Origin of the sequence: Aeromonas sp. MdU4, assembly GCF_041929505.1 — a bacterium.
Classification (GTDB): domain Bacteria; phylum Pseudomonadota; class Gammaproteobacteria; order Enterobacterales; family Aeromonadaceae; genus Aeromonas.
Genome location: NZ_JBHFMW010000029.1, coordinates 1 through 615, shown reverse-complemented (window position 1 = coordinate 615; position 615 = coordinate 1). Strand labels below are relative to the sequence as shown.

The 615-nt window shown below is 53.3% G+C and carries 1 tRNA gene; it reads right to left on the bottom strand.

The features are described 5' to 3' along the window. Positions 1 to 442: 442 nt before the first annotated feature. Positions 443 to 519, bottom strand: a tRNA-Asp gene (locus ACE1BR_RS17170). Positions 520 to 615 lie beyond the last annotated feature (96 nt).

The following is a 615-nucleotide window of genomic DNA, read 5'->3' as shown; positions in this document are numbered from 1 at the left end:
TCCATATGGAAGGCCTTTTCACATCCAGAACAACTGTTCTCCCCAGCATGGGGATGCCCAGCAATCACAGCATGGTCAACCTCGCCAAGCGGCTCGGCTTCAAGATCGACGTCCAGATGGAAGATGGAGTGGTCAATATGGAGCTTCCCTGCGGGATTAAATCTGAGTGAAGGCGGCGGGTGACTACGAGTAATCCAGCTCAAATGGTTGTGAATGACGCAAAAATAACGGTGATTGCACACCATAAGAAGGGAATAACATGCCTGCCAGCGCCCTTCCCCCTGGCAAAAGCCACTATTGGGGTCTCCAATAGGCTGAAAACCCCAAAGCCCGGTTCTATGACCGGGCTTTGGGGTTTGTTCTGGTGTGCAACTCTGTGGGCTAATGGGCAAATCGCCCATAGCAAAAAGGCCTTCCCATTCAGGAAGGCCTTTCAAATTAGTGGCGGAGCGGACGGGACTCGAACCCGCGACCCCCGGCGTGACAGGCCGGTATTCTAACCGACTGAACTACCGCTCCGCTGTCTGGTTAGCTTTTTGCTAAATTGTCTGCCGCTTCAATGAGGTGTCATCCTCGCAGCCAACGTCGTGATGTGCACGTCGCTGTTTAATTGGG